Annotated in this window: 23 protein-coding genes, 1 tRNA gene and 1 pseudogene; 5 read left to right on the top strand and 20 right to left on the bottom strand. The window is 66.7% G+C overall.

Annotated elements, in window-relative coordinates; genetic code table 11:
* Positions 1-63 precede the first annotated feature (63 nt).
* Positions 64-948 (bottom strand): alpha/beta hydrolase, encoded by an 885-nt coding sequence (locus tag RDV64_RS02715; RefSeq protein ID WP_309197752.1) that lies wholly within the window; start codon positions 946-948, stop codon positions 64-66.
* Between the two features lie 136 nt (positions 949-1,084).
* Here RDV64_RS02715 and RDV64_RS02720 point away from each other — a divergent pair, with 136 nt between their 5' ends.
* Positions 1,085-1,588: a PRC-barrel domain-containing protein gene (locus tag RDV64_RS02720; RefSeq protein WP_309197753.1), complete on the top strand. Its 504-nt coding sequence runs from the start codon at positions 1,085-1,087 to the stop codon at positions 1,586-1,588.
* Here RDV64_RS02720 and RDV64_RS02725 read toward each other — a convergent pair.
* Positions 1,585-2,643 carry a COX15/CtaA family protein gene (locus RDV64_RS02725; protein ID WP_309197754.1) on the bottom strand — a complete coding sequence of 353 codons (1,059 nt, stop codon included), beginning with the start codon at positions 2,641-2,643 and terminating at the stop codon, positions 1,585-1,587. The two genes, RDV64_RS02720 and RDV64_RS02725, sit on opposite strands and share 4 nt — an antisense overlap.
* A 170-nt stretch (positions 2,644-2,813) precedes the next feature.
* Here RDV64_RS02725 and RDV64_RS02730 point away from each other — a divergent pair, with 170 nt between their 5' ends.
* Positions 2,814-3,032 carry a DUF2842 domain-containing protein gene (locus tag RDV64_RS02730; RefSeq protein ID WP_309197755.1) on the top strand — a complete coding sequence of 73 codons (219 nt, stop codon included), beginning with the start codon at positions 2,814-2,816 and terminating at the stop codon, positions 3,030-3,032.
* Here the strand turns inward: RDV64_RS02730 and RDV64_RS02735 are convergent.
* Entirely contained in the window at positions 2,980-3,471 is a 492-nt protein-coding gene (locus RDV64_RS02735; protein ID WP_309197756.1) for a hypothetical protein, read from the bottom strand. The two genes, RDV64_RS02730 and RDV64_RS02735, sit on opposite strands and share 53 nt — an antisense overlap.
* 149 nt (positions 3,472-3,620) lie before the next feature.
* On the opposite strand from RDV64_RS02735, the gene RDV64_RS02740 reads away from it, so the two are divergent.
* Positions 3,621-3,697 (top strand) — tRNA-Pro (locus tag RDV64_RS02740).
* Positions 3,698-3,806: 109 nt separating this feature from the next.
* Here the strand turns inward: RDV64_RS02740 and RDV64_RS02745 are convergent.
* From RDV64_RS02745 to RDV64_RS02780, 8 genes and pseudogenes are all read right to left on the bottom strand, one after another.
* The gene (locus tag RDV64_RS02745; RefSeq protein ID WP_309197757.1) at positions 3,807-4,673 is read right to left on the bottom strand and encodes a PRC-barrel domain-containing protein; all 867 of its coding nucleotides are present in this window, start codon (positions 4,671-4,673) and stop codon (positions 3,807-3,809) included.
* 169 nt (positions 4,674-4,842) lie between these two features.
* Entirely contained in the window at positions 4,843-5,736 is an 894-nt protein-coding gene (locus RDV64_RS02750) for a CehA/McbA family metallohydrolase (RefSeq protein ID WP_309197758.1), read from the bottom strand.
* A gap of 110 nt (positions 5,737-5,846) precedes the next feature.
* Complete coding sequence (locus RDV64_RS02755; protein WP_309197759.1) at positions 5,847-6,368, bottom strand: hypothetical protein; 522 nt, start codon at positions 6,366-6,368, stop codon at positions 5,847-5,849.
* 57 nt (positions 6,369-6,425) lie between these two features.
* Positions 6,426-6,740, bottom strand: a pseudogene (locus RDV64_RS02760) (integration host factor subunit alpha); the annotation flags it as partial.
* 123 nt (positions 6,741-6,863) lie between these two features.
* Entirely contained in the window at positions 6,864-7,838 is a 975-nt protein-coding gene (locus RDV64_RS02765; protein WP_309197760.1) for a beta-ketoacyl-ACP synthase III, read from the bottom strand.
* Positions 7,839-7,917: 79 nt separating this feature from the next.
* Positions 7,918-8,970: a phosphate acyltransferase PlsX gene (gene plsX / locus RDV64_RS02770; RefSeq protein WP_309197761.1), complete on the bottom strand. Its 1,053-nt coding sequence runs from the start codon at positions 8,968-8,970 to the stop codon at positions 7,918-7,920.
* Between the two features lie 75 nt (positions 8,971-9,045).
* Positions 9,046-9,555 (bottom strand): DUF177 domain-containing protein, encoded by a 510-nt coding sequence (locus RDV64_RS02775; protein ID WP_309197762.1) that lies wholly within the window; start codon positions 9,553-9,555, stop codon positions 9,046-9,048.
* The gene (locus RDV64_RS02780) at positions 9,552-10,100 is read right to left on the bottom strand and encodes a ubiquinol-cytochrome C chaperone family protein (RefSeq protein WP_309197763.1); all 549 of its coding nucleotides are present in this window, start codon (positions 10,098-10,100) and stop codon (positions 9,552-9,554) included. Before RDV64_RS02780 ends, RDV64_RS02775 begins: the two co-directional genes overlap by 4 nt.
* 52 nt (positions 10,101-10,152) lie before the next feature.
* On the opposite strand from RDV64_RS02780, the gene bamE reads away from it, so the two are divergent.
* Both bamE and RDV64_RS02790 read left to right on the top strand, forming a co-directional pair.
* Positions 10,153-10,578 (top strand): outer membrane protein assembly factor BamE, encoded by a 426-nt coding sequence (gene bamE, locus RDV64_RS02785; protein ID WP_309197764.1) that lies wholly within the window; start codon positions 10,153-10,155, stop codon positions 10,576-10,578.
* A gap of 165 nt (positions 10,579-10,743) precedes the next feature.
* Complete coding sequence (locus RDV64_RS02790) at positions 10,744-13,020, top strand: efflux RND transporter permease subunit (protein ID WP_309197765.1); 2,277 nt, start codon at positions 10,744-10,746, stop codon at positions 13,018-13,020.
* Positions 13,021-13,085: 65 nt separating this feature from the next.
* Here the strand turns inward: RDV64_RS02790 and RDV64_RS02795 are convergent, their stop codons facing one another.
* The 9 genes from RDV64_RS02795 to glyA all read right to left on the bottom strand — a co-directional run bounded on the left by RDV64_RS02795 (position 13,086) and on the right by glyA (position 22,395).
* Positions 13,086-15,287 (bottom strand): sodium-translocating pyrophosphatase, encoded by a 2,202-nt coding sequence (locus RDV64_RS02795; protein ID WP_309197766.1) that lies wholly within the window; start codon positions 15,285-15,287, stop codon positions 13,086-13,088.
* A gap of 221 nt (positions 15,288-15,508) precedes the next feature.
* On the bottom strand, positions 15,509-16,714 hold the full coding sequence (locus RDV64_RS02800; protein ID WP_309197767.1) for an MFS transporter: 1,206 nt from the start codon (positions 16,712-16,714) through the stop codon (positions 15,509-15,511).
* A 65-nt stretch (positions 16,715-16,779) separates the two neighbouring features.
* On the bottom strand, positions 16,780-17,757 hold the full coding sequence (thiL, locus tag RDV64_RS02805; protein ID WP_375143809.1) for a thiamine-phosphate kinase: 978 nt from the start codon (positions 17,755-17,757) through the stop codon (positions 16,780-16,782).
* Positions 17,754-18,305 (bottom strand): transcription antitermination factor NusB, encoded by a 552-nt coding sequence (nusB, locus tag RDV64_RS02810; protein ID WP_309197769.1) that lies wholly within the window; start codon positions 18,303-18,305, stop codon positions 17,754-17,756. Before nusB ends, thiL begins: the two co-directional genes overlap by 4 nt.
* Positions 18,305-18,742, bottom strand: coding sequence for a 6,7-dimethyl-8-ribityllumazine synthase (ribH, locus tag RDV64_RS02815; RefSeq protein ID WP_309197770.1), 438 nt, complete (start codon positions 18,740-18,742; stop codon positions 18,305-18,307). Before ribH ends, nusB begins: the two co-directional genes overlap by 1 nt.
* A gap of 64 nt (positions 18,743-18,806) precedes the next feature.
* On the bottom strand, positions 18,807-19,412 hold the full coding sequence (locus RDV64_RS02820) for a riboflavin synthase (protein WP_309197771.1): 606 nt from the start codon (positions 19,410-19,412) through the stop codon (positions 18,807-18,809).
* Positions 19,385-20,536 (bottom strand): bifunctional diaminohydroxyphosphoribosylaminopyrimidine deaminase/5-amino-6-(5-phosphoribosylamino)uracil reductase RibD, encoded by a 1,152-nt coding sequence (ribD, locus tag RDV64_RS02825; protein ID WP_309197772.1) that lies wholly within the window; start codon positions 20,534-20,536, stop codon positions 19,385-19,387. Before ribD ends, RDV64_RS02820 begins: the two co-directional genes overlap by 28 nt.
* Positions 20,537-20,573: 37 nt before the next feature.
* Positions 20,574-21,065: a transcriptional regulator NrdR gene (gene nrdR, locus RDV64_RS02830; RefSeq protein WP_309197773.1), complete on the bottom strand. Its 492-nt coding sequence runs from the start codon at positions 21,063-21,065 to the stop codon at positions 20,574-20,576.
* A 37-nt stretch (positions 21,066-21,102) separates the two neighbouring features.
* Complete coding sequence (gene glyA, locus RDV64_RS02835) at positions 21,103-22,395, bottom strand: serine hydroxymethyltransferase (protein ID WP_309197774.1); 1,293 nt, start codon at positions 22,393-22,395, stop codon at positions 21,103-21,105.
* Between the last annotated feature and the right edge of the window lie 27 nt (positions 22,396-22,422).

Genomic DNA, 22,422 nt, shown 5'->3' on the forward strand with positions numbered 1-22,422 from the left:
TAGGCCCGCGTTGCCACGAACCGGGCCGGAAAGCCAGCTTTATTTCCGCAACGCAGCTACGCGTCAGCGCACGAGGGCGCGGATCTCGGCAACGATGTCGCCGGCATGGGTCCATGGCAAGGCCCCGCCGCCGTCCTCGATGACGACATGGCGGGCGCCGGCGATCCGCGCCGCAAGCCCCGCGCCCCCCTCTGCGGCATGCACGGGGCTGGTATCGCCGCGGCCCGCCATCACGGTGACCGGCACCGCCATCGCGCCAAGGTCGAACGGCCAGCGCGTCATCGCGGCGCGGGTGTCGCGGGCATAGCCGGCGCCGCCCCCGGCAAACCCCTCGCGCAGCGCGGTGCGCAGCATCGTCGCAAACGGCTCGGCTTCGTAGAGGGCACGGTCGGCCGGGGCCGCGGTCCGCGCGATGATTGCGGCGAGGCCATCGGCATCGGCGGCGCCTGCAAGGAACGCCTCGGTCTCATCCGGCGTCTCGTTCATGGCGCCGGCAAAGCCTGCAATCTCCGGCGGCAGCGCGGCACGCACGTCCTCGCGCGCCAATTCGTCCTGCGGCGCCACCAGGAGCGCCGCGCGGGCAACGCCGGCGGCCGCCAGCGCCAGCGCAAACGGCGCCCCTTGCGAATATCCGACCGCCACCGGCCGTTCGCCGCCATAAAGCGCGGCAACATCGTCCGCCACGCTGACAAGCGACTTTTCAGGATCGGTGGCGGACTGGCCGAGGCCCGGCCGGTCGATGGCGCGGACCGAAAGCCCGCCCGCCTCGAGCGCCGCGGCGGGAAGGCAGAGCGAGCCGCTCATCCCCGCCCCCGGCAGGAACACCACCTGCACGCCGCCGGCTGGGCCGAATGCGGCGAAGGCGAAGGCGCGCCCGTCAGAGAGGGTCACGACGTTGCGGCGGGGGTCGCCGAACGGGGCGAAGGAGGCGATGCTGCTATCGGTCATGGCGCAGCGCATGCCGCGAAACACGCGGCCATTTCAAGCCTTGTCTGCGTCGCGCGCCGAAGCCGCGTTTGCACAGCGCCGAACCAAAGGGGGCCCGGGCCGTTCTTCCTTTAATGAACAACAATGGAGTTTCGCAATGAACGCCACCCGTACGCTCATGATCGGCGCCCTGATGACCTCGCTTGCCGCCCCTGCGCTGGCGCAGACCAACGTCGAGGTCGTGGCACCGGATGGCGTCGACGTCGTGGCACCCGAGGGTGTCGAGGTCGTGTCCCCGGCCGAGACCGTCGACGTCGATGCCGGCGATGTCGGTGAGGCGCCCGTCGTCAACGCTGAAGGCCTCGTGGAACTCGACAGCGAATTCGTGCTGCCGACGCTCAATGTCCCGATCTATGCGCTCGACGATTACGACCTCGTCGATCGCAATGGCGAGGACCTTGGCGAAGTGGAAGAGGTGCTCGGCCCCAACGAGAACACCGCAACCGCCGTCGCCATCGAGTTCGACGGCCCCGGCTGGTTCCTCACCGACGATGACGTGACGCGTGTTGTCGACATCAACCTGTTGTCGATCGAAGGCGACAATCTGATCCTCGACATCACCGAGGACAATGTCCGCTCGCTGCCCGTTTATCAGGACTAGCGCGCGGGGACGGCCTCCACACCGACGGCACGCGGCGCGCTCCCAAGGCGCGCCGCAAGCACGACAGCGGCCCACAGCGTGATTGCCGCCGTCACCTGGTGCGTTCCGGCGAGCACCGGCGGCACCTGATGCAACACCACAAAAATCCCCGAGACCGCCTGCGCCGCCACCAGCGCCAGCACCAGCGTGGCCTGCCGGGCCGGGCTCCCCGCCGCTGCACCCGCCGGCGCCCGCAAGGCGAGCAGTGCGTGGGCCACGGCCAGCGCCAGAACCGCATAACCCACGATCCGGTGGTCGAACTGTACGGTGAGCGGGTTTTCGAAAGCATTCAGCCAGGCTGGCGTGATGGCAAGAAGGCCATCCGGCACCAACGCGCCCGCCATCAGCGGCCAGGTGTCGCTGGCAAGCCCCGCATCGAGGCCGGCAACCAGCGCGCCCAGCGCAATCTGGCACAGGATCGCGAACGGCAGCGCAATGCCGGTGAGGCGCACGGCCCGCGGCACGATATTGCGGCCGCACCGCCCGGCCAACCGCTCCGACAGCCAGACGGTGAGGGCGAGGATGATGCAGGCGATCGAGAGGTGAACCGCGAGCCGGTACTGGCTGACGTCCACACGCTCGGTGAGGCCGGATGTCACCATCCACCAGCCGACGGCGCCCTGCAGCCCGCCCAGCGCCAGGAGCAGGATGCCCCAGGGCTTGAACCAGCCCGGCAGCATCCCGCGGACCCAGAACACGACGAAGGGCACGAAGAAGACGAGGCCGATGGTGCGCGCGATCAACCGATGCGCCCATTCCCACAGGTAGATGACCTGAAATTCGGCAAGGCTCATGCCGCGGTTGATGAGCTGATATTCGGGGATCTGCCGGTAGAGTTCCAGCGCCGCCTCCCAGCCTTTTTCCGACAAGGGCGGGATCACGCCGAGCAGCGGCTTCCACTCGGTGATCGAAAGGCCGGAATCCGTGATCCGCGTTGCGCCCCCCACCAGCAGTGTCGCCACCACAAACAGGCCGACAATGCGCAGCCACCAGACAATCGCTCGATTTTCCATCATGAGCACGGCTCTACTCCCGAATAGTCGCCGGAACCAAGCGGCGCCGGTGCGGAAAAAGTGTCGCGCCGGCCGGCCGCGGTGTGCGCAAGGCCGCCATTCGGGCTATGGACGCGTGATCGCCCGCACCGCGGGCCGCCAAAACCGGGGTCTGGATTTCGATGAATGTGCGGTTGAAGAAGCTGATCGGCACGCTGGTGACGGTCGTTTTCCTGATCGTCTACTGCTTTGCGGTGATGCTTCTGGCAGTGCGCCTCCTGCCGGGCACCAGCGGCTGGGTGCAGCTGGCCTACTACGTGTTTACCGGGCTGATCTGGGTTGTTCCGATCGCCGCGCTGATCAAGTGGATGCAGACGCCGCCGGCACGCGCCGAACGCCGCCCTCGCTCATAGCCGAGCCGGTGACGCGGATGGCGGCCGCCAGAAGCACGACAAGCAGCCCGGAAATGAGCGCCGCTGCGGCGAGCGTGGCGGCGTAGACCGCAGCCCCGCCCCGCGCCCGGCTTTCCACCGCGAGACGCGTTGTGATCCCGTCCGCCTCTAGGCGCGTGCGGACCGCAGCAGCCACCGTCCGCGCCGTCGCCACATCGGCCGTGTGGATCCGCAGCCGGAGGCCCCTGCCCGAAATTTCGTGCAGCGAGACCTGCACCGAAGATGGCACGGCGTTGCGGGCAGCATCACCAACGGCATTTTCGTGCACGGCGGCGCTCGGCGATTGGGCCGTGTAAAGGTCCACCTGAAGCGCTGGTTGTGCAGAGAGGCGGAGCGTCACCGCGGTCAGGCAGACGGCCATGGTCAGGAGAATGTAGAGGGTGAAGCGACTGGTCATCATCGCGCAGGTTCCATCGGCAGGTTTCCCGACCGTGCACCATGATGGTTAATCCAGCCTTGCCAGGTTTGCGAAGTTTGCGGAGAACCGCACATCGCCCTGTTTTAAGCGCTTGCAGCCGCGCCGATTAGGCGCTAGCTAGGCCCCAGAGTCGGAGCATAGCGCAGCCTGGTAGCGCACTTGACTGGGGGTCAAGGGGTCGTAGGTTCGAATCCTGCTGCTCCGACCATTCAAATTCCTCCACATTTCAGGCCGATGGCCTTCAAGGCAGAGCGTCCCGCGCTGTCTGCGGGCAGAGCTGCCGAATGCGCCTCAAGGCGCATCCGGCAGAGCGTGTTTTACTGCGCTGCGGGCGTGGCGGGGGTCTCATCCGCCTGCTTCACGGTCACGTTGGCCTCGCCGGCCGGCTTCACGGTCACGGTAGCATCCGTCTCGGCCCCGTCTGAGGTTTCGGCGTCGGCCTTGAGCTCGTTGACGGCGGCACGGCCACGCTCGATCAGGCGGTTGGCCTCATCTTGTGCGCGCACGCTGAGCTCACCGGCCTCCTTGGAGGCGTTGTCGTAAAGCTCGCTGGCCCGCTCGCGGGCGCTCTCGTAAGCGGCTTCAGCTTCCGCGCGGGCCTTTTCGTAGGTGCGCTCGAATTCGCCCAGACGGTCGCTGGACGTGCCGTCGGACCGGGCAAAGCTCGGTGCGTCGAACAGGTCGCGTTCGGTGGCCGGAATGGTGATCCGGTAGTCGCCGTCCACAAGCGCGATGTCCAGCGTGTCGAGCGGCACCGCCACGTCCTTCTCGCCAAGGCCTAGGAAACCGCCGACGCCAATCACCACCGCTTCCACGGAGCCATCGCCAGCCAGCATCAGATCGTTGATGTCGCCGATCTTTTCCGCGTCGATCCCGTAGACCGCTGCGCCGACCATATCGCTGGAGAACAGCGAGGTTTCGCTCTGCTCGGTGACGTAGCGCGTCTTGCCGATCTCCACCTCTTCCATCGCATCAAGGTTGCCGCTCAGCTCCTCGGCCAGCACATCGGCGTCCGGCATTGTGGCGCGATCAGCTTCCGCGGTGGCGGCGGGTGCCGGGGTTGCGGCGGCCGGCGCTTCGGCCGCCGGGGTCGTCGTGGCGGCAGGTTCCGTTGCGGTCTGCGCCATCGCTAGCGACGGTGCGGCAAGGCCCATCAGCAGGGCATAGGCAATACGTCTGTTCATCGTGTGATCTCCCGAATGGGCGCAGTCGGCGGCGATCCGAGCGGCCGGGCGGAACCTCACATGAGCGTTCCGGGCCGCCGCGCCATCCGCTGCGCTTCCCCCTCCATGTAAGGCGTGCGCGGCGGCATTCCAGCGCAGACAGCCAAATCCGTAGGCAATTATCGGGCGATCAGTCGAGCCACAGCGGGTTCGTCCACGCCTTGCGGCCGGCCTCATCCACAATGACGGCACGGCACCAGGCGCCGGCAAATTTCGCCAGCGGCAGCCGGCCTCGGGTGATGGCGACACCGCGCACCCCCACCTGCTTTGCGCCGGGCCCGAGAAGGTGAATGCTGCGCACCGCACTCGTCTCGAACGCGAGCGTGTCGCCCTCGCGCGTGATCCGCTCGATTTTTGGCCCCTGCGACGCGTAGTAGGCCCCGTCCTTGAGCGCTGCCAGAAGCGCGTCCGGGTCGTTGTCCTCCACCTTCACATGGACCCAGCCTGCCGGCGCCTCGTCCTGGTAGAAGTGGGCGTCGTCCACCGCAATGGCGCCAATCTTCCGCCCGGCGCCAAGCACCTGGTCCAGCAAAGCGCTGCCCTCGCCGCGGGCGCACTCGAAGTCGCAGTCGGCGTTGAAGACCTCGATGGCATGGAAATCGGCAATGGTCGCGGCATCCGCCGGCGTCAACGCATACCACTCGGGATGCGGCAGGGCGACGAAGGCACCGGCGGCATGGGCGCGAGCCGCCAGCGCGGGGCCGGTTTCGTCCGCACCCGTCGGTGCGAAATCGGCCGGCAGGCCTACCGCCAGAATGTGCCAGATCTCGCCGTTGGCAATGGCCGGCGCATGGATTTCGGCTCCGAGGATGGTGGTGAAGCCGTCGGTGCGCAAAGGGATGGTGTCGGCGATGGGGAAGCCGTAGCGGGCCAGAAAATGGTCGCTCAGGCAGATGAAATCATATCCGTTCTGGCGGTAGAACCGGCAGACCGCCTCGGGTGACAGCTCACCGTCGGACAGGGTGGAATGGCAGTGCAGATTGCCGCGATAAAAGCGGCCGGGTCGTTCGAAGGCGGCAAGCATGGGGAGGGTCCGAAACTGATTGCCGGACCTCTAGCGATACCACCGCTGCCGGTCGAGTCCCGTTCTGCGCGTTGCGCTGTGCCCCGATGGTTCGGGCCCCTGCCCCGGGGCTAGGTGTCTTCGGCGCGGGCCGCTTCCAGAACGCGCACGCATGCCATCAGCTCGCGCAGGATTGCGTCGGCCGTGGGGGAGGAGGGTCTCTGGGGCGGGCTGTGCGGCATGGGCCCCTTTCGGCGCACCACCGCATCCGGTGGAATTGCAGAGGCCGGCGCCTGCTGCGTTTCGGGCGGCCGGCCAATCAGCGCCGCGCCCCGAGCCGCCAGCCGCTGCCGGCCGGCGCCGGAGCGCAACTCTTGCTGCACTTCGCGGAACGCCCGTCCCTCGCCGTAAAGCGCATCCACCAGGCCGGCCAGCAACACGGCATCAGTGGCGCGATACCGCCGCCGGCCATCGGCTTTCAGCGCGCGAATTTCGGGGAACTGGCCTTCCAGAAAGCTGAGCACCGTGGATGGCACGTCGAGGCGGCGGGCCAGCGCAGCAGCATCCACCGTCGCCGGGGCAGCGGCCTGACGCGGCTCGGGCGGCTCAGGCGCCTGCTCATCTTGTCCGGAGTATTCGGTCTCGTCGGTCATGGCGCCACAAGCACAATCGGTCGGGCCGCGGGACGTCCGCGCGGCGCTAGGCGGCGCCTATTTACCGCCAATCGCGTTGATGAAGCGTTTCAGCACATCGCTCGGCCGGAACGTCACCACCCGGCGCGCGGCGATGGGCACTTCCTCGCCGGTCTTGGGGTTGCGGCCGACGCGCTCATTCTTGGCCCGAACGTCGAACGTGCCGAACGAAGACAGGCGCACCGACTCGCCCTTTTCGAGCGCACCGGCGATTTCTTCGAGGATCTGATCGATCAGTTCGGCCGAAACCGCCCGTGGCGTGTTCACTTTTTTTGTAACGGCGTTAGCAAGCTCGGCTCTCGTGATCGTCCGTCCTGCCATATTGTCAGCCCGCCTTTGTTCGCGCCCGGCGGCAAGCCAAACGCGCGCGAAGTTGCGTCATTCCGTCACCGTGAAACGTTATTTGAAGGTTAACGTGCCGTCAATTGTCAAAATACCAGTCTCATCCGATCGAATTCACCACCGGACGATGGCTGCACCCCAAGTAAACCCGCCACCGAGCGCTTCCAGAAGCACGATATCGCCTTGTTTGATCCGTCCATCAGAGACCGCACGGTCCAGCGCAAGCGGGATCGAGGCTGCCGAAGTGTTGCCGTGCTCTGCCACCGTCAGCACGACCTTCTCGGAGGCAATACCGAGCTTTCTGGCGCTCGCGTCGATGATGCGCTTGTTGGCCTGGTGGGGCACGAACCAGTCGATGTCATCGGCGGTCATCCCGGCCCGGGTGAACACGTCTTCGACCACATCCACCGTCGCCTGAACGGCAAAGCGGAACACTTCCTGGCCGCGCATCCGCAAGAAACCCGAGGTCTGCGTGGTCGACGGGCCGCCGTCCACGTAGAGCTTGTCGCGGTGGGACCCGTCGGACCGCATGGCGTGGGCGATCACGCCGCGCGGCTTGGAGGCGCCCGCATCCGCACCGTCCGCGGTTGATTCCAGCACCACGGCGCCGGCCCCGTCGCCGAACAGGACGCAGGTGGTGCGGTCGTCCCAGTCGAGAATGCGGGAGAATGTTTCGGCGCCGATCACCAGCGCGCGGCGGGCCGAGCCGACCGAGATCAGCGCATCTGCCGTTGCCATGGCAAAGACGAAGCCGGAGCACGCGGCCCCCACATCGAACGCGACCCCGCCGGTGATGCCCAGAAGGTCCTGCACCACAACCGCTGTGGCGGGAAAGGTGTGGTCCGGCGTTGCCGTCGCCACAATGATGAGGTCGATCTCGCACGGCTCGCAGCCGGCGCTTGCCAGTGCCTTGCGCGCGGCACGCTCGGCCAGATGGGAGGTGAATTCGCCGTCACCCGCAATATGGCGTTCGCGAATGCCGGTCCGGCCGACAATCCACTCGTCGGTGGTGTCGACGATCGCTTCCAGATCGTGATTGGTGACAACGCGCTCCGGCAGCGCAGCGCCTATGCCGCGCACGCGAGACATGGGGCGGCGGCCGGCGCTGGCCGGCGACGCGCCATCTTCGGCCCCGGAAGAAGGCTTGCCTTCTCCCTGCCGATTGAAATCAACCCGCGTCTGCAAGCTCAAGTGTCTCCTCAAGGGCGGCGACATCCGCCGCAATCCGGCGCAACAGATCGTTGCGTACCATATCGTGTGCAAGCTCCACGGCGCTTGCAAAGCCTTCCGCATCCGTACCGCCATGGCTCTTGATGGCAAGGCCATTGAGCCCAAGGAACACGGCGCCGTTGATCTTGCGCGGGTCCATCTTGTCACGCAACCGCATGAAAGCCGGTTTGGCGAGCAGATAGCCGAGCCGTGCCCGCAGCGTTCGCCCGATGGACATGCGCAGGTACGCTGCAAGCTGGCGCGCCGTCCCCTCCGCCGTCTTGAGAGCGATGTTGCCTGAAAAACCCTCGGTGACAACCACATCCACCGCACCGCGGCCAATATCGTCGCCCTCGACAAAGCCTTCGTAACGCAGGGATGGAAGATCGAGGCCGCGCAGGACCTGGCCCGCCTCGCGAACCTCTTCCAGCCCCTTCACCTCCTCCACGCCAATGTTGAGGAGGCCCACCGTCGGCGTCTCGATGCCGAACACCGCACGAGACATGGCTGCGCCCAGAATGGCATGGGTGATGAGGTTGCGCGTGCCGACGCCAATGGAGGCGCCCACGTCGAGGACGATGGATTCGCCGCGCACCGTCGGCCAGATTGCCGCCAGCGCCGGCCGGTCCACGCCCTTCATGGGGCGCAGGGAAAACAGCGCCATGGCCATCAGCGCGCCGGTGTTGCCGGCCGAAACCATGGCCTTCGCGCCACCCTCGGTCTTCATGGATTCCAGCGCCAGCCACATGGAGCTTTTCTTGCGCCCCATGCGCAGCGCCTGGCTCGGCTTGGCGTCCATGGGGATCGCCACCGGCGCATGGTGGACCACCGAAGCGGCCTTCAGCGCCGGATAGGCGGCCAGAACGCCGTCCAGTTTTTCGGCATCTCCAAAAAGGTCGAAGCGCAGCTCGGGGCAGCGCTTCAACACGATGTCGAGGCCCGGCAGCACCATGGACGGACCTTCGTCCCCCCCCATGGCATCAATGGCCAGCCTGATCGTCTCAGCGCTCATCGCGTCCGTTCAATTGTTCGGCCGCGGGGCGCGGCGGCGCGGACCATACGCAAAACTGGCCTGCGGTCAAAACACTCAGTTTGGTTGTTTCTTCAGCGCTTCGAGAACGGCGAACGGGGAAGGCTCTTCCTCCGGCTCGTCAGCCTCGTTCTCGAAGACGGCACCCGGTGCACGGGGATAGGGGTCGAGCCCGAGCGCGAAATGCTCCAGCACGATGGCGCCCACATCCACCATTTCGGTTTCCAGAAGCTCGGGCGGGTCCTCGGCCTCGGGGTCCACGTTGACCTCGGCGGACGGCGCGGCATCCGGGTGAAGGCGGATATTGAATTCCTCGTTCACGGTGGATGGCACCGGGTCCAGCGTCACGATGCAGGGCTGCACCACGTCGGCGGTCACGGTGCCTTCCACCCGCACGCCCTCTTTCTTCCAGGGGCGCAGGATCACGTCGGCGGTGAAGCTGTGGATTGCGATGAGGTCCAGCGCATCGGCAATGGAGGTGCGCTCTTCCTCGGTCGCTTCGACCGACACGCGCTCTTCCTTGTTGAGGCGCCGCACGCTGATGGGGCGGCTGAGGCGTGCACTCACGCGGCATCTCCGGGTTGGCTGTGCGGTGCGAACGCCACAGGGTCGGGGTAGGAATAATGTTCGGTCGGCAGGGTCTTCGTTGCCGCCTCGCGCATGGCCTGACCGTATCGGCCGAGGCTTTGCGCCTGCACCGAGCCGGCCACCGCCTCATCGCCCAAAATGTTGCGCGCGGCAACCACCGCCAGCGCATCTGCATCCTTGGCGGTGCAATAGGCTTCAAAACGGCCATAAAATGCCGAGCCTATGGCTTTCATCTTTTTGGGGAAGGAATTGTCGCCCACGCCAAGGTTGCGCAAATTCTGCTCCATGTCGGCCACGAAGGTGTCGAACAGCTCCTGGCCGTCCTCGATCATGGTGCCGTCCTCCGCCCTTAACCCGTCGATAAGGGGCCAGATGTGAAAAACGACCATGTCGAAACGGCCATCCAGCGTGTCCGGAACGCCGAAGGTCTGATAGAAGACCGGCTGGCGCGCCTGCGCGACCGCTTCTCGATAGAGGCGATCGACGGCGGGATTGGTTTGTTTCTTTCGAAAGAAGCGCAGCATGACATCAAAACCCTTACGCTGTTCAGATAGGCGAGGCCACCGCGGTTTCGAGGTGCGGCGCATTGCCGGCGCCGCAATTCTCGCCCTCGCCCTCACTGGTTGCGGCGTTGGCGAGACGTATACACGCGGACAGAAGATCACGCCTGATCAACTCGAACAGGTGCCGGTCGGCTCCTCGCGCGAGCAGGTTCTTCTGGCCCTCGGCACCCCCACCACCACCGGCCTGACCGACGGCGAGGCGTTCTACTACATCTCGCAGACGGCCACCCGCTCCTTTGCCTACCAGCGCGCGACGGTCCAGGACCGCCGCATTCTGGTCGTCTACCTCGACGACAACGGCGAGGTCAGGGAAATGGCGGAATATGGGATGAAGGACGGCAAGGTGTTCGACTATCTGGCCCGCCGCACACCAACCGGCGGTTCGGACCTTGCGTTCGTGTCGCAGCTTCTGGGCGGCCTCATCAATCCAGCCCTCTAGCGTCCATACGGGCTGCGGACCGGAACGGCCTGTGGTCGCGCGCGTTTAACCGGCGTGCGGTCCACGGCGGTTGGCCGCGCCGTGACGGGCGGATAAACCGGCGCGTAAAGGGGCACACCATGACCGCGGAATTTCACCGCAGACCGCGGGCGGTGCCTGGCTGACATGCAGCAGACCTCAAAGGGCAGCATCGGCCCGCGCGATAAGCTGGGTGCGCCAGCCCCCGCAGCGCGCGCCTTCGCCAGATGGATCACCCGCTACCGCCTTCTGGTGGTTCTGGCATGGCTCATTGCAGCGGTGCTGGTGGCGGCCGGTGGCGACAGGATTCGCACCGATCCCGACGTTCTGGTCTACTTCGATCCCGCCAAACCCGAGCGGCAGGCTTTCGATGCGGTGGAGGCACGCTTCGGCCAGGCGCGGGAAGTCGTCTCCCTCGTCGTGCCCGATCGTGGCGACGTGTTCGCGCCTCGATATCTGCGCACGCTGGCCGACCTTGAAGTCCGCTCGCTTGCCCGGCCCGAGGTCGCGGCGGTGCGCTCTCCGCTCGGTGAAACCGGACTGTCGGCTGCCGCGGTGCTGGCGGCCGACGACGCAACGCTCGCCAACGCCGCCGCGCGGCTGAAGGAGGCCGCCAACCGCGGCGACGGCGCGATTGCCGCCGTCATCCCGCAGGATGGCAGCGTTGCGGCGGTGGCAGCCATTGTGCCCGCCGCTCTCGGCAACGCCTCATCGCGCCAGATTGCCGCCGCCCACGCGGCACTGCGCGATGCAGTTGCCAAGAACCTGCCCGGTGCCGACATCCTCCAGACCGGCCGCATTCCCATCGACGATGCGTTCCTGCGCGAAAGCCAGGAGGGCGTGGAGAATTACGCCCTCGCGCAGATCGGCGTCCTGTCGGCAATTCTCGTTCTGGCGCTGGGGTCGGTCACCCTTGCGGCAACCGTCATTGCGCTGGTGATGGTCACCCTCACCGGGTCCACCGGCACGCTCGGCTGGCTCGGCATCACCGTCAACGGCATCTCCAGCACGGCGCCGGTTGTGCTGATGGGGCTGGTGGTGGCCACCGCCATCCACGTCGCCATGGCGTGGCAGGAGGCGCTGCGCAGCGGGGCCACCAGGATCGACGCGCTGGCGCTCGCCATCGACCGGAACGCCAAGCCCGTCGTCCTGTCGGTGGTGACGACGCTGGTCTCCTTCCTCACCCTCAACCTTGCCGAAGCACCGCCATTTCGCGATCTCGGCAACATTGTTGCGGTGGGTCTCATCGGGGTGCTCGCCCTCACCTTCACGCTGCTGCCTGCGCTTTTAGCGCTGGTGCCGCAGAGCTTTGGCCGCCACCGCCGCGTTCTGGAGCAGGCGCTGGGAGCGCTGGGCGCGGGCGCAGCCAGACACCGCCGGAGCGTCATCCTTGGCGGTTTCGCTGCCTTTCTGGCAGGGGGTGCTGGCATCTGGTCGATCAAGGTGGACGACACATTCTCCCACTATTTCGATCAACGCTACGAAATCCGCCGCGCGACCGACCTGTTCGAGACCAAGCTGTCCGGTACCACCATCATCGACCTTGTGGTCGACGCCGGTGCGCCGGGCGCTGCGTTCACACCAGAGGCGCTGGACCGGCTGGCCGCCGTCGACCGCTGGCTGGGCGCCCGGCCCGAGGTCGCGCGGGTCGACAGCCTTGCCGCGCTGAGAACGGACACCGAGGCCCGCGGCGCGCCCCCCTCGCCGAACATTCTGGCCAGCGCCGCAGCGCAGATGGTGGAGGCCGGCGCCCCGCGGCTTGCGGGGGCCGACGGCCGGGAGGTCCGCACCAGCGTGGTCCTGCGCGGCGTCTCGTCCCGGCAGACTCTTGCATTTGCGGATGCGCTGCGCACCGAGGCGGCCACCCTGTTCGGCCCCGCCAGCGTGACGGTCACCGGGTTGCCCATCCTGTCGGCCCAGCTCTCGCTTGGCAGCGCGCGGGCGATGGTGGTGGGAATTGTGGTGGCGCTGGTTGCCATCTCCCTCATCCTCTTCCTCACCTTGCGGGACTGGCGGCTCGGCCTCGTCAGCCTCCTGCCCAATGTGCTGCCGGTGATGCTGGCTTTCGGGATCTGGGGCTTTCTGGTGGGCGAAATCTCGTTCGCGGCCACGGTGGTCGCCGCCCTCACCTACGGGCTGGTGGTGGACGATACCGTTCACCTCCTCGCCAAATACCAGCGCTACGGGCGCGAGATCGGCCCCGGGCCGGAGGCACTGCGCCGCGCTTTCCGCTCAGTCGGCGTTGCGGTGGTGGCCACATCGCTGGCGCTGGGGGCGAGCTTCATGCCGTTCGCCATGTCCGGCTTTCTGGTCAACCGCCATTTTGGCGCCCTCACCGCCATCACGCTGATTGCGGCAATGGTTGCCGACCTTGTGCTCCTCCCCGCCTTCCTCGCCCGCAAGAGCTGGCGAGCCGGCCGCTGAGGGGGCGCCCACAAAAAAGGCCCGCGCGAGACGCGGGCCTTTTAAAAGGTTGCAATCGTCTGCCGTCACCCGCCGTGGGCAAGCACCGCCAAGAGCAAAAGCGCCACGATGTTGGTGATCTTGATCATCGGGTTCACCGCCGGACCGGCCGTGTCCTTGTAGGGATCGCCGACCGTATCGCCGGTCACCGAGGCCTTGTGCGCTTCCGACCCCTTGAGGTGAGTCACCCCGTCCTTGTCCACAAAGCCATCCTCGAACGACTTTTTCGCGTTGTCCCACGCACCGCCGCCCGCGGTCATGGAGATGGCCACGAACAGCCCCGTCACGATCACGCCGAGCAGCATGGCGCCGGTGGCGGCAAATGCCTCCCCCTTGCCCGCAATGGCGTTGATGACGAAGAACACGAACAGCGGCGACAGCACCGGCAGCAGCGAGGGGATGATCATCTCGCGGATGGCCGCCTTGGTCAGCATGTCCACCGCGCGGCCATAGTCCGGCCGGTCGGTCCCTTTCATGATGCCAGGCTTTTCGCGGAACTGGCGCCGGACCTCCTCCACCACCGCGCCTGCCGCACGGCCCACCGCGGTCATCGCGATGCCGCCGAACAGGAACGGCAACAGCCCGCCAAAGAACAGCCCCACCACCACGTAAGGGTTGGCGAGCGAGAAGTTGAGCGTCTCCTCCGTCAGCCCGGCAAAGTACGGGTACTGGTCCGCATTGGCGATGAAGAAGCGCAGATCCTCCGTGTAGGCCGCAAACAGCACCAGGGCGCCAAGGCCTGCCGAGCCGATGGCGTAGCCCTTGGTGACGGCCTTGGTGGTGTTGCCGACAGCGTCCAGCGCATCGGTGGTGGCGCGAACGTCATCTGGAAGGTCCGCCATCTCGGCAATGCCGCCGGCGTTGTCGGTGACCGGGCCGAAGGCGTCCAGCGCAACCACCATGCCCGCCAGCGCCAGCATCGTCGTCACCGCAATGGCGATGCCGAAGAGGCCCGCAAACGAGTAGGTGAAGATGATGCCCGCAATGATGACGAGTGCCGGGAGCGCCGTCGCCTCCAGCGAGACTGCGAGCCCCTGGATGACGTTGGTGCCATGCCCGGTGACCGACGCCTGGCTGATGGAACGCACCGGCCGGTAGCCGACGCCGGTATAATATTCGGTGATCCAGATGATGAGGCCGGTGATGACGAGGCCCGCAACACCGCACAGATAAAGATCGAGCGGGGTAAAGCTCACGGCAGGTTTGGCCGTTGCCGCAGCCGCCTCGGCCCCCTCGGCCACAACCGCACCACCCACGGTGATGATTTCGGTAAAGCTGCCGAACACCAGATAGGTGACGGGCGCAAGCACGATGAGCGACAGCACCGCCGTCACCACAAAGCCCTTGTAGAGCGCGCCCATGATGTTCTGCGAGGCGCCGAGTTTGACGAAGAACGTGCCGACGATGGACGTCACCACGCAGGCCCCGCAGATGGCGAGCGGATAAAGCATGGTTGAGGCTTCGAATGCCGTCCCGCCGAAGTAGATGGCGGCCAGCACCATGGTCGCCACAATGGTGACGGCGTAGGTCTCGAAAAGGTCGGCCGCCATGCCCGCGCAATCGCCGACATTGTCGCCCACATTGTCGGCGATGGTGGCGGGGTTGCGGGGGTCATCCTCCGGAATGCCGGCCTCGACCTTGCCCACAAGGTCGCCGCCAACGTCAGCGCCCTTGGTGAAGATGCCGCCACCCAGACGCGCGAAGATCGAAATCAGCGAGGCGCCGAAGCCGAGCGCCACCAGCGCGTCGATCACCACGCGCGACGTTGGCGAATTTCCCATCGTTTCGGTCAGCACATAAAAATAGACCGCGACGCCGAGGAGCGCGAGGCCGGCAACCAGCATCCCGGTGACCGCGCCGGACTTGAACGCAATGTCGAGCCCGCCCTGGAGCGACTTGGACGCTGCCTCCGTGGTGCGCACGTTGGCGCGGACGGACACCAGCATTCCGATATAGCCTGCAATGCCGGAGAGGATCGCGCCGATGGCAAAGCCGATGGCAACGAACATGCCGAGCAGATAATAGACCAGCGCAAAAATGACCACGCCGACCACCGCAATGGTGAGATATTGGCGGGACAGGTAGGCGGCGGCCCCTTCCTGAATGGCCTCGGCAATTTCCTGCATCCGCGCGTTGCCGGTCGGTGCGGCCAGCACACTCCGGATCGCCCAGGCGCCATACAGCAGAGAGACGAAACCGCAGGCGATAACAATCAGCGTAGCGTCCATTATTCCTCCCCGAGCGCGTTTTCGCGCGTATTGTTTTAGCGGCAACTTCTGTTGCTCCGCTTATTTCCAACATGGGGAGAAGTGCAAAATCAAGCTGCATGTTTTCGCCGGCCCGCAACTTTCGTTGCGAAACCCACTGCTTGGCATGTGCTCGAACTTTTCTGGCAATCTATCGCTGAGGGGACCGCCTTGCGGCAAATTTCCCCTGCGCTGACCAGTATTTAGGCGACCGGCGCCGGCTCTTTTGAACGCGCCCCGGCAAGCGCCAGCAGCGCAAGCGGGAATGCAATGATCGGCAGCACGGTCCAGTTGATGCTGCCCCACCCCACCTTGCTGAAGAGGACGCCGGAGGACAGCGAGGCGAACGCCACCACCGCGAACATGATAAAATCGTTCGCGGCCTGCGTGCGGGCGCGCTCCTCGGGCCGCTGGGCGGCCGTCAGCATGGTGGTGCTGCCGATGAAGCCGAAATTCCAGCCGAGCCCCAACGCGATCAGCGCGATGTAGAAATTCCCGAGCGCAATGCCCAGAAGCGCGGTGGTGCCGGCAACGCCCAGAAGCATGAGGCCGATGGCTGTAACGGTGCCTGCGCCAAACCGCGCGATGAGCTGGCCGGTGAAGAAGCTCGGTGCGAACATCGCAATCACGTGCCACTGGATGCCGAGCGCGGCCTGCGAGGTGGTGAAGCCGCAGTCCAGCATCGCCAGCGGTGCCGCGGTCATGACGAGGCTCATGATGGCGTAGGAGACGACAGCGCACAGCACCGCCAGCGCCACGCGCGGCTGGCGCAGGATCACGTGGAGCGGGCGGCCGCGCGGCGCGTCGGCGTCCACCTTGGGGTCCGGCACGGTGGTGAGAAAGCTGAGGATCAGGATCGTCAGCAGGCACAGGACAGCCTGCGCGAGGTAGGCGCCGGCGTAGGCCGTGGGCAGAAACAGGTCCTTGGTGGCAATCACCGTCTGCGGGCCGATCACGCCGGCAAGGATGCCGCCGGCCAGCACATAGGAAATTGCCTTGGGGCGGAAGGTGTCGCTGGCGCCTTCGGCAGCGGCAAAGCGATATTGCTGCACAAACGCAAAGGAGAAGCCGTTGAGGAAGGTGCCGACGCAGTAGACCAGGAACAGCCCCTGCATGATGCCGGCAAAGGCGATCATCCCGCCGATTCCTGCCAGAATGGCCCCCGCCATGAAGCCGCGCTTGCGACCGATCCGCCCCAGCAGCAGCGCGGCCGGGATGGTGCCGCAGGCAGTGCCGACAATCATGGTCGTCACCGGCACGGTCGCCAGTTCGCTCGTCTCCGACAGGAGATAGACGCCGACGAGGCCGCCGAGCGCGATGGTGATGGAGGTGAGCGCCCCGCCCATCGCCTGCGCGAGGCCGAGGACGATGGAGTTGCGGCGCGCGAGGCGGTCATCAATGGTCAGCATTTGGTGGTCATACGCCTCGGATTGCCCGCCGGAAAGCGCATTTTGCCCAGCGCCCGCCACCTGTATCAAAAATGCTGGAAGCGGCCGTCCTTCAGCGCCATTGCATTGCCGCCCGCGATGATGCGCACGCCCTCGCCTGCCTCGATGGCGCCGATCCGGGTTGCGCGGGCACCGCATGCCGTGGCCGTCGCGGCAAAGGCGTCGGCGGCCTCCGGCGGAACAGCCGCGAGGATCTGGTAGTCGTCACCGCCTGTGAGTGCGGTGTCACGGTTTGCAGGATCCAGCGCGATGGCAGCGGCAACGGCCTGGGAGAACGGCACGGCGTCCGCGTCCATCAACGCGCCGACGCCAGCGGCGCGGCAGAGTTTGGCAAGATCGCCGACCAACCCGTCGGACACGTCCATCGCGGCGCGGGCGTGATCGCGTACGGCCCGCCAGGCGGCAACGGGCGGGTCCGGGTGGAGGTAGCAATCTGTGAGAGCAGCGCGGTGCGGGTCGGCAAGCGCGCAAAGCTTGCCCTGCCGCGCCAGAAGCCCCAGCGCACCGTCGCCGATGGTGCCGGTCACGAACAGCGCATCACCGGGCTTTGCCGCCCGGCGGCGGACCACGGCCCCGGACGGCACCCGCCCGAACGCGGTGACGGCAATGGTGGTCCCGCCTCCTGGCGAGGCGCGCAACGTGTCTCCCCCCAGAAGCGAAACACCGTAGCGCGCATTGTCGGCGGCCAGCCCGCCGGCAAATTCTCGCGCCCACGCGTCGGACGCGCCCTCTCCCAGCGCCAGCGCGAGGAGATAGCCGAACGGCTCCGCGCCCTTGGCCGCAAGGTCGGAAAGGTTGACGCGCAGCGCCTTGGCGGCAATGGCCGCGGGCGGATCGTCTGCAAAGAAGTGCACGCCTGCCGCCAGCGCATCGCAGGTGACGACGATATCACCGTCGCCGCCGGCAAAGGTCGCCGCATCATCGCCAAGCGCATCGGCGCCCGCATCGGTGGCGAGCGGCGCGAACATGTCGGCGATGAGAGAGTCTTCGTCCAAGCCCGTCAGGCGGAGGGTTCGCCGCCGGCAACGGGGGCCGCAGCCCGCGGCGGTGCGGCAAGTTCGGCAGCGCGGACGCGGTGCGCGATCCGGTCGAGCACACCGTTGGTCATCCGCGGTTCGTCTTCGCTGAAGAAGGCCTTCGCGACCTCCACGTACTCGGAAATCACCACGCGGACGGGCACTTCCTCGCGGAACATCAGCTCGACCACGCCGGCGCGCAGGAGGGCGCGCAAGGTGAGGTCGATCCGCGCCAGCGGCCAGCCTTCCTTCAGCGCCTCGTCGATGGCGGCATCCACCGAACGCTGGTGGTTGACGACACCGGACACGAGGCCGTCGAACCAGTTGAGGTCGATGGCGCGAAGCGTTTCGCCGTCAATGTCCTGGCGCAGGCGAAAGAGCTCGAACTCCTTCACGATGTCGCGGGCACCGGCGCCGGTGACTTCCATCTGGTAAAGCGCCTGCACGGCGGCAAGACGGGCGACCGCGCGCTTGTTGGCGGGGGGCTTGCGCTTGGGCGTCGGGGCCTTGGCGGGTTTGGGGGCGGGTTCGGTCATCAGGTGAGCGCGTTGCGCAGGTCGAACAGGGCAATGGCGGCCGCAGCAGCGTCGCCACCCTTGTCCTTCTGGTTCGGATCGGCTCGCACGATGGCTTGCTCCCGGTTCTCGACGGTCAGAATACCATTTCCGAGCGCAAGGCGCCCGCCGACCACAAGATCCATGATGGCGCGGTTTCCCTCTCCGGCGACGATGTCATAGTGCCCGGTCTCGCCGCGGATGACGCAACCCAGCACGACGAATGCATCGAACGTGAGGTCGCGACGGCGCGAGGACGCGATCGCCATCGCGAGCGCAGGCGGAATTTCCAGTACGCCGGGGACCGAAATCACCTCGTGCGCAAACTTGCGGCGCTTCAGCTCCGCGGTGGCACCGGCGAGCAGCATGTCGCCGATGTCGTCGTAAAAGCGTGCTTCGATAATGAGGGCGCGTGCCATCAACAGTTCCTTGAGATCGCGCGGACCATAGACCCGGCAGGCCCGGCGCGAAAAGCCGTCAGTTTCAAGCCGGTCGCATAGCAGCCAGACGGGCCACGTAGCGGGCGATGGTATCAATCTCGATGTTGACGAGATCGCCCGGCTGCCGGTCACGCCACGTGGTGACGGCAAGCGTATGCGGGATCATCGCCACCGAAAAGGTGTCGCCGGCATCATTGACGGTCAGCGACGTGCCGTCCAGCGCCACCGAACCCTTGGTCGCAATCAGCGGCAGGAGCGCTTCGGGAGGGCGGAAGGTGAAGCGGCTCATGTCCTCGCCATCCTCGCGCGAGACGATTTCCGCCCGGCCGTCCACGTGGCCGGAGACCAGATGGCCACCCAGCTCGTCGCCCATTTTCAGCGATCGTTCCAGGTTGATGCGGCTGCCGACCGCCCACGCGCCGACCGTGGTCTTGTCCAGCGTTTCGGCCGATGCATCCACCGTGAAGCGGACACCGTTGCCGTGGGGCGCCAGTGTCGTCACCGTCAGGCAGCAGCCCGAGCAGGCGATGGAGGCGCCGATGGGGATCGACGCCGGGTCGTAAGCCGACACGATGGCGGCACGGATGCCGTCGCCGAACGGCTCCACGGCGTCGATGCGCCCTACGTCTGTGATGATGCCTGTGAACATGTTCGCTTCATGTGGGTGAGAAAATCGCTTCCGGCAACATCCCGTGCGTCGATCACGAGGTTTTCAGAGAGCGCGGCGACAGGGTCGCCGCCGAAGGGGCGCACCAGATCGCCGCCGAGAAGGTGCGGTGCGCGGACAAGCCAGGCTTCGTCGATGAGGTCTGCCGCCGCCAGCGCCTCGGCAATGCCGGCCCCGCCCTCCACCAGCACGCTGCCGATGCCCCGCTCGCTCAACATTCCGAGCGCGGCTGCGAGATCCAGCCCCGCACCAGCCCGCGGCACGGCGAGGAGGACGGCACCGGCGGCTTGAAGCGCCTCGCAGCGCGCCGGGTCGGCATCCAGCGCAACGAAGATGAGAACGGGCACCTTGCGGTCCGCGAACAGGCGGGCGTTCGTCGGCGTTCTGGCGTCCGTGTCAAGGATGATGCGGTCAGGTGAGCGGGCGGCCATTCCGGGGAGCCGGCAGGTGAGCGACGGGTCGTCCGCCAGCACCGTGCCGATGCCAACCGCAATGGCGTCGTGCGCGGCGCGCAGGAGGTGCGTCTGCCTGCCCCACGCGGGTCCGGTGATGGCAATGCCACCCTCCCCGCGGCGGCCGATGGCCCCGTCCGCCGACAGCGCGAGCTTGAGCGCCACATGGGGCCGGCCGCGCACCATCCGGCTCATGTGGCCCGAAAGCGTTGTCGCAGCCTCCTCGGTGCGCACACCCTGCCGCACGGAAATGCCCGCATTGCGCAACCGCACCAGCCCCTCGCCCGCCACCGCGGGGTTGGGGTCAACGCAAGCCACCACAACAGCCGCAACGCCGGCTTCGATCAGCGCATCGGCGCAGGGCGACGTGCGGCCGAAATGGGAGCAGGGCTCCAGCGTGCAGTAGCAGGTGGCGCCCCGTGCTGCGGCACCAGCCTGGGCGAGCGCCTGCCGCTCGGCATGGGGGCGGCCGCCGTCGGCGGTCCGGCCAGCGCCAACCACCACGGGACCGGAGGGCGTATGCTGCACCAGCACGGCGCCGACGCTGGGGTTGGGGCGGGTGCGGCCGACGCCCTGCCGCGCCAGCGCAATGGCAGCTGCCATGAAGCGCCGGTCCGTTGCCCTGGGGTCTGCCGGCTGAAAGGGGTCGGTCACCGGCAGAGCCTTCGGCAACGTCGCCGCAAGACGCAGATCAATTCGTCCCGCCGGGCTCGGCCGACTGGCGGGCGCTCACGGTCTCGGCGAGATCGGAGACGAACGCCTCGAAATCCTTCGCCTCGGAAAAATTGCGATACACCGATGCGAAGCGGACATAGGCGACATCGTCCAGCGCCCGCAGCGCCTCCATCACGTGGCCGCCAATTTCGGCAGCGCCGACCTCGGCCTCGCCCGAACTTTCGAGCTGGCGCACGATGCCGGAGATCATCCGCTCCAGCACCGCATCGTCCAGCGACCGTTTTCGCGTGGCGATCGCAATGGCACGCTCCAGCTTGGTGCGGTCGAACGGCTCCCGCTTGCCGGACCGCTTGACCACTGTCAGCTCCCGCAGCTGCACGCGCTCGAACGTGGTGAAGCGCCCGCCGCAAACGCTGCACACGCGGCGGCGGCGGATGGCGGCCCCGTCCTCGGTGGAGCGGGAGTCCTTCACCTGCGTGTTTTCCTCGGCGCAGTAGGGGCAGCGCATCAGGCCGCCCCTCCCCGTGTTGCGGGCTCGCTCACGCTCAGCTGTAGATCGGGAAGCGCGCCGTCAGCGCGTGCGCGTCGGCCTTCACCTGAGACAGAACCGCCTCGTCCACTTCGCCGGCCTGATTGGCGGCATCCACCACCGTCGCAATCAGCCGGGCGACTTCCTGGAACTCGGCAATGCCGAAGCCGCGCGTGGTGCAGGCCGGGGTGCCAAGGCGGATACCGGACGTGATGGTGGGCTTTTCCGGGTCGTTCGGCACGCCGTTCTTGTTGCAGGTGATCGCCGCCTTGCCGAGCATGGTTTCAGCCGAACGGCCGGTCATGCGCTTGGGACGAAGGTCCACCAGCATCACGTGCGTGTCGGTGCCGCCGGACACGATGTCGAAGCCCTCGCTTTTGAGCGTGTCGGCAAACGCCTTGGCGTTGGCGATCACGTTCTTGGCGTAGACCTTGAAGTCCGGCGAGAGCGCTTCGCCGAATGCGACTGCCTTGGCGGCAATCACGTGCATCAGCGGGCCGCCCTGCAGGCCGGGGAACACGGCCGAGTTGATCTTCTTGGCAATGTCGGCGTCGTTGGTGAGGACGATGCCGCCGCGCGGGCCGCGCAGGGTCTTGTGGGTGGTGGACGTGACCACGTGGGCGTGGGGGAACGGGCTCGGGATCTGGCCGCCCGCGACGAGGCCGGCAAAGTGCGCCATGTCCACGTGGAAGATCGCGCCGACGCTGTCGGCAATCTGGCGGAAGCGCTCGAAATCGATGACGCGCGAATAGGCCGAACCACCGGCGATGATCACCCGCGGCTTGTGCTCCTGCGCCAGCTTTTCGACCTGATCGTAGTCGATCAGCCCGGTCTCGAGGTCGAGCCCGTAACCGACGGCGTTGAACCACTTGCCCGAAAGGTTGGGGCGCGCGCCGTGCGTGAGGTGGCCGCCGGCATCCAGCGTCATGCCGAGGATCGTGTCGCCGGGCTTGGACAACGCCAGAAGCACGGCCTGATTCGCCTGGCTGCCGGAGTTTGGCTGCACGTTGGCGAACTCGCAGCCGAACAGCTTGGTGACGCGCTCGATGGCCAGCTTTTCCGCAATATCGACGAACTCGCAGCCGCCATAGTAGCGGCGGCCGGGATAGCCCTCCGCGTATTTGTTGGTCATCACCGAACCCTGCGCTTCCATGACGGCGCGCGAGGCGATGTTTTCGCTGGCGATCAGCTCGATCTCGTTCTGCTGGCGGCCCAGTTCCAGCGCAATCGCGTTGGCGATCTCAGGGTCGGCGCCGGCCAGATCGCCACCGAAGAAGGCATCGGTGTCGATGGTGTCGCGCAAGCTCATGGTGAAACCTCCACTCGTTTGGTCGGC

It is taken from the genome of Acuticoccus sp. MNP-M23, assembly GCF_031195445.1.
GTDB lineage: Bacteria > Pseudomonadota > Alphaproteobacteria > Rhizobiales > Amorphaceae > Acuticoccus.